At 76.7% G+C, this 6,626-nt stretch carries 1 protein-coding gene; it reads left to right on the forward strand.

What is annotated here, in order from left to right; translation table 11 throughout:
- The coding region (locus EFE23_RS27215; protein WP_123243731.1) for a type I polyketide synthase at positions 1 to 6,626 on the forward strand (6,626 nt) is incomplete at both ends.

Below are 6,626 nucleotides of genomic sequence, written 5' to 3' on the forward strand. Positions count from 1 at the left end.
GTCCAACACATCCTCGCCCCCGTCCACTACGCCCACGGCATCACCACCCTCCACCACCAACACGGCGTCCAGACCTTCGTCGAACTCGGGCCGGACGCCACGCTCACCGCGTTGCACCAGCAGACGCTGACCGACGTCGTCGCCGTGTCCGGCCTGCACAAGGACCGGCCCGGCCCGCGTACCCTGCTGGCCGCCGCCGCCACGCTCGGCGCCCGCCCGGCGGGTGGCCATCCGCACGTCGACCTGCCCACCTACCCGTTCCAGTCGACCCGGCACTGGCTCCCCGAAACGCCCCGGACCACCCCGGCCGACCTGGGACTGCACGCCACCCGGCACGCCGTGCTGACCACCCGACTCGACCTGGCCACCGAGGGCGGCACGGTCCTCACCGGACGGCTCGCCGCCGGTGCCTCCTGGCTCGACGACCACCGGGTGCTGGCCACCCGGCTGCTGCCGGCGAGCGGCTTCCTGGACCTGGCGCTGCAGGCCGGCGCCGACACCGGGCACCCGTACCTGGCGGAACTGGACCTGCCCGTGCCGCTGCCCGTACCGGACGGCAGGGCCGTACAGGTGCAGGTCAGCGTCGCGGAGGCCGACGACGCCGGCCGGCGTACCGTGACCATCCACGCCCGGGACGCGGAGCGCGGACCGGACGCGGCCTGGACCCGGCACGGCGGCGGCGTGCTCACCACCACCGCGCCGGCCGCGCCGCCGGCCGCGCCGGTGTGGCCGCCGGCCGGGGCCGCGCCGGTCGACGTCGCCGAGGTGTACGCGCGCCTGGGCGCCGCGGGCTACCGGCACGGCCCGACGCTGCGCTGCCTGCGCGAGGTGTGGCGGCAGGACGACGGCCTCCTGGTCGAGGTCGCCCTCGACGACCAGCAGCGGGCGGAGGCCGCACGGCACGCGCTGCACCCGGCGCTGCTGGAGGCGGCCCTGCACCCGCTGCTGGCCGACCTGACGGAACGGGACACGACGCCGACGGTCGTCGGGTGGTCCGCCGTGCGGCTGCTCGCCGCCGGCGCGACGGTGCTCCGGCTGCGGCTGCGGCCGACCGGTGGCGGCCGGTTCCGCCTCGACGGGCACGACCCGGCGGGTCAGCCGGTGCTCACCGCGGTGCTCGCCACCGGTCCGCTGCCCGTCGACCGGTTGGCCACCGACCGGCCGGCGCCGGAGCTGTACACCGTCGCCTGGGAGCAGCGCCCGGTTCCGGATCGGGTCGGCGACGACGAGCAGACGTACGGCAGCGTGTGGTCCTACCGGACGCCGGAGGCGGAGCTGGCCGACCCGGCCGCGGCCGCCGGCCGGGCGGTGGCACTCCTCGACGCGGCGGCCGGGGACCCGGGCGCGCCGCCGCTGATCGTGCTGACCCGGCACGCCGTGGCGGCGCTGCCCGGCGAGGATCCGCGTGACCTGCCCGCCGCCGCCGTGTGGGGCGCCGCGCAGGCCGCCGCCCCCGGCCGGATCGTCCTGGTCGACAGCGACGGGCATCCGGAGAGCGACGCCGTGCTGGACCGGGCCGTGGCGGCCGCCGTCGCGGCCGGCGAGCCCCGGCTCGCCCTGCGCACCGGCGCGATGCTGCTGCCCCGGCTGGTTCGCGTGGCCGCCGGGCGCCCCGCCGGTTTCGACCCGGACGGCACGGTCCTGGTCACCGGGGACGGCCGGGCCGTCGCGGCGGCGCGGGACCTGGTCGCCCGGCACGGGGTACGGCACCTGCTGCTGGCCGGCGCGATCGACGCGGCCCCGGCCGTCGCCGAGCTGACCGGCCTCGGCGCCGAGGTCACCGTCGCCGGCGGCGACACCACCGACCCGGGCGTCCTGTCCGGCCTGCTCGCCTCGGTCGACCCGGCCCATCCCCTCACCGGCGTGCTGCACACCGGGGGCGACCCGGCGACCGCGTGGGCCCTGCACGAGGCGACCCGCCACCTCGACCTGTCGGCGTTCGTCCTGTTCTCCGACGTGGCCGGGACGCTCGGCGCCGCCGGGGAGAGCGCCCGGGGCGGCGACGCGGCGTTCCTCGACGCCCTGGCCGGCCACCGGCGGTCCTATGGGCTCAGCGCGGTCAGCATCGCCGGTGGCGCGGCGGAGACCGACGGGCTGGTCCCGGCGCCCGCGTCCGAGGCGCTCGGGCTGGCGCCGGCCACCGGCGCGGCGGTGCTGCTCCCCGGCCGGGTCACCGAGCCGGCCGGGCCGGTGCCCGCGCTGCTGCGTGGACTGTTCCGCGACGGGCTGCGCGACGCCGCCGCCGACGCCGGACCGCTGACGTACGCCGAGCGGCTCGCCACCCGCCCGGCGGCCGAGCAGCGCAAGGCCCTGCACGACCTGGTGCTGGGCGCCGTCGCCACGGTGATCGGGCTGGAATCGGCGGAGCCGGTCGACCCCGGGCAGGCGTTCAAGGACCTCGGGTTCACCTCCCTCGCCGCGGTGGAACTGCGCAACCGGCTCGGCGCGGCCACCGGTCTGGCGCTGCCGGCGACGCTGGTGTTCGACCGGCCCACCCCGGCGGCGGTGGTCGACCACCTGCGGGAACTGGTCTCCGGGGTGCCGGCGGCCCGCGCCGCGACGCCGGTGCGGGTGGCGGCGGTCGACGAGCCGGTGGCGATCATCGGGATGGCCTGCCGCTACCCGGGTGGGGTCGGCTCGCCGGAGCAACTGTGGCAGCTGGTGATCTCCGAGGGCGACGCGATCAGCGAGTTCCCGGACGGCCGGGGCTGGGACGTGGACGGCATCTACCACCCGGAGCCGGGGACGCCGGGCACCACGTACACCCGGCACGGCGGGTTCCTGGACGACGCCGCCGGCTTCGACGCGGCCTTCTTCGGCATCAACGCCCGGGAGGCGGCCGCCATGGACCCGCAGCAGCGGCTGCTGCTGGAGACCGCCTGGGAGGCGGTGGAGCGGGCCGGCATCGACCCCGTCGGGCTGCGCGGCACCGCGACGGGCGTGTTCACCGGCGTCATCGACAACGACTACGGGCCCCGGTTCGACGAGGTGCCGGAGGACTACGAGGGCTATCTGATGACCGGGGCGACCACCGCGCTGGCGTCCGGGCGGATCGCGTACACGCTGGGGTTGGAGGGCCCGGCGATGACCGTGGACACGGCGTGCTCGTCGTCCCTGGTGGCGATGCACCTGGCGGCGCAGGCGATCCGCAACGGGGAATGCGAGCTGGCCCTGGCGGGCGGCGCGACGGTGCTGGCCACGCCCGGTGGCTTCGTGGAGTTCAGCCGGCAGCGGGGGCTGTCGCCGGACGGCCGGTGCAAGCCGTTCGCGGCGGCGGCGGACGGGTTCGGCTTCGCCGAGGGCGTCGGCCTGCTGCTGCTGGAGCGGCTGTCGGTCGCCCGGGAACGCGGGCACCGGGTCCTCGCCGTGATCCGGGGTTCGGCGGTCAACCAGGACGGCGCCAGCAACGGCCTGACCGCACCGAACGGGCCGGCGCAGGAGCGGGTGATCCGGCAGGCCCTGGCCAGCGCCCGGTTGACCCCCGCCGACGTGGACGCGGTCGAGGCGCACGGCACCGGCACCACCCTCGGCGACCCGATCGAGGCGCAGGCGCTGCTCGCCACCTACGGCCAGCAGCGGCGGGACGACCAGCCACTCTGGCTCGGGTCGATCAAGTCGAACATCGGCCACACCCAGGCCGCCGCCGGCGTGGCCGGTGTGATCAAGATGGTGCTCGCCCTGCAGCACGGGATGCTGCCCCGCTCGTTGCACATCGACGCGCCCAGCCCGCACGTGGACTGGGACAGCGGCGACGTCCGGCTGCTCGACCGGGTGGTCGACTGGAAGCCGAACGGGCACCCACGGCGGGCGGCCGTGTCGGCGTTCGGGATGAGCGGCACGAATGCCCACCTGATCCTCGAGGAGGTCCCGGCCGCGGCGGAGCCGGTCGCCGTACCCGTCGGGGAGGTGACGGAGGAACCGGCGGATCTGCCGGGTGGCGGCTGGGTGCCGTGGCTGCTGTCCGCGAAGACGGAGACCGCGTTGCGGGAGTACGCCCGCCGGCTGCGCGACTGGGCGTCCGGCGTGGACGGCCTGAACGTGGTGGACATCGCGCACGCCCTGGCCGGCCGGACGGCGTTCCCGCACCGGGCCGTGGTGCTGGGCCGGGGCCTGGACGAACTCACGGAAGCGCTCACCGCGCTGGTCGACGGGGCGGAGCACCCGAACCTGACCGTCGGGGAGGCGCACGACGGCGGCAAGGTCGCCTTCATCTACCCCGGGCAGGGCAGCCAGTGGCCCGCCATGGCCCACCAGCTCTACCGCACCTCCCGGGTCTTCCGGCAGAGCCTCGACGCGACGGACGCCGCGCTGCGACCCCACGCCGACTGGTCCCTGCGCGACGTCGTCCTGGAGCGCCCCGACGCCGCCAGCCTGGACCGGGTGGACGTGGTCCAGCCGACGCTGTTCGCGGTCACCACGGCCCTGACCGCGCTGTGGCGGCACCACGGCGTGACGCCCGACGCGGTGATCGGCCACAGCCAGGGCGAGATCACCGCCGCCCACGCCGCCGGGATCCTCACCCTGGACCAGGCGGCCGGGCTCATCGCGCACCGGGGCCGGGCCCTCACCACCATCGAGGGCACCGGCGGCATGCTCGCCGTCACGGGCCCCACCCCCGACGAACTGACCGCCCTGCTGCGCCGGCTGGTGCCCGAGCAGGCCGCGGAGTTGCACCTCGCCGCCCACAACGCCGCCACCAGCAACGTCCTCTCCGGCACCCCCGACGCGATCCAGGCCGCCCACACCGCCCTCACCGGCCACGGCCTCACCGCCAGGGTCGTACCGGTCAGCTACGCCAGCCACTGCCCCCACGTCGAGCCACTGCACGGGGAACTGACCGGGGTGACCGTGGACGGCCGGACCGGTGACGCCGCCTTCTACAGCAGCACCCGCCAGCAGGTCCTCGCCGGCACCGAGCTGACCACCGGCTACTGGTGGGACAACCTGCGCCGGCCGGTGCACTTCCACCCGACCCTCGCCGCGCTGATCGCCGACGGCCACCACACCCTCGTCGAGGTCAGCCCGCACGCCCTGCTCGCCCCCGGCATCGAGGCCGAACCCACCACCGTCTGCCACACGCTGCGCCGCGACGCCGACCCCTGGCACGCGCTGCTCACCAACACCGCGCTGCTGCACACCCGGACCACCCGTCCGCTCGCCTGGACGCGGCTGCTCCCGGACGCCCGCGCCCACGCCACCCCGCCGACGTACCCGTTCGACCACCAGCCGTTCTGGCTCACCGGCCGGCGGAACCGCCGCCCCGACGGGCCGCAGCACCCGCTGCTCACCGCCCAGCTGGCCACCCCCACCGGCCAGCGCCTCCTCACCGGCCAGCTCTCCACCCGCAGCCACCCCTGGCTCGTCGACCACGCCATCACCGCCGGCTGCCTGCTGCCGGGGACCGCGTACGTGGACCTCGCCCTGCACGCCGCCGCCGGCACCGGACACCCGCACCTCCACGAGCTCACCCTGCACCAGCCGCTGTTCCTCACCGAACGGCCCACGGACGTGCAGGTCACCCTCGACCCGCCGGACGCGGAGAACCGGCGTGGCCTGACCGTCCACTCGCGTCCCGCCGGCAGCACCGACGAGACCGCCTGGACGCACCACGCCACCGCCACCCTGGCCGTCGAACCCGCCACCGCACCCCCGGACCCCCGCACCGAGTGGCCGCCGGCCGGCGCCGACCCGCTCACCGTCGACGGGGTGTACGAGTGGTTGGCCGAGCTGGGCTACCGGTACGGGCCGGCGTTCCAGGGCCTGCGCCGGGCCTGGCGGGCCGGTGACGACCTGTACGCCGAGGTGGCGCTGCCCGAACCGGTCCGCGGCGACGTCGACGGGTACGGCGTGCACCCGGCGCTGCTCGACGCCACGCTGCACGTACTGGCCCTCGCGGCCGACGGGGACGTGAGCCGCCTGCAGCTGCCGTTCGTCTGGTCCGGTGTACGGCTGTACGCCACCGGGGCGGGCAGCGTGCGGGTGCACCTGGTGCGCCGGGGCGGGGACCGGGCCGGCCTGACGGTCCACGACCCGGCCGGCCAGCCCGTGCTGGACGCCGAGTCGCTGGTGCTGCGCGAGGTGCCGGTCGAGGGCGCTCGGCACGCCGGCGTACGGGTGGATCCGCAGTGGCTGCTGCACGTGGACTGGCTCCCGGTCGACCCGGCCGGGCAGGTCGAGGTCGGGCCGGTGGCGGTGCTCGGTGACGACCCGGAGACGGTCGAGCGGTGGTCGGCGGCGTTCGGGCCGGTGTCGGCGTACCCGACGGCGACCGCGCTGGGTGCGGCCGGGGCACCGGCGGTACGCACGGTGCTGCTGCCCTGGCCGGGCGCCGGCCCGACGATCGACGGGGCGGACACCGACGTGCCGGCCGCCATCCACGAGTCGGCCGAGTCGCTGCTGCGGGTGCTGCAGGAGTGGCTGGCCGAGGAGAGGCTGGCCGACACCCGCCTGGTGGTGCTGACCCGGGGTGCGGTGAGCACCGGGGTGGACGACCGGGTCACCGACCTGGCGGCGGCCACCTGCTGGGGCATGCTGCGCACCGGGTTCGCCGAGCACCCGGACCGGATCGCCGTGGTGGACCTGGACGGTACGGCGGAGAGCGTCGCCGCGCTCGGCCGGGCGGTGGC

The organism is Micromonospora solifontis (genome assembly GCF_003725545.1).
GTDB lineage: Bacteria > Actinomycetota > Actinomycetes > Mycobacteriales > Micromonosporaceae > Micromonospora > Micromonospora solifontis.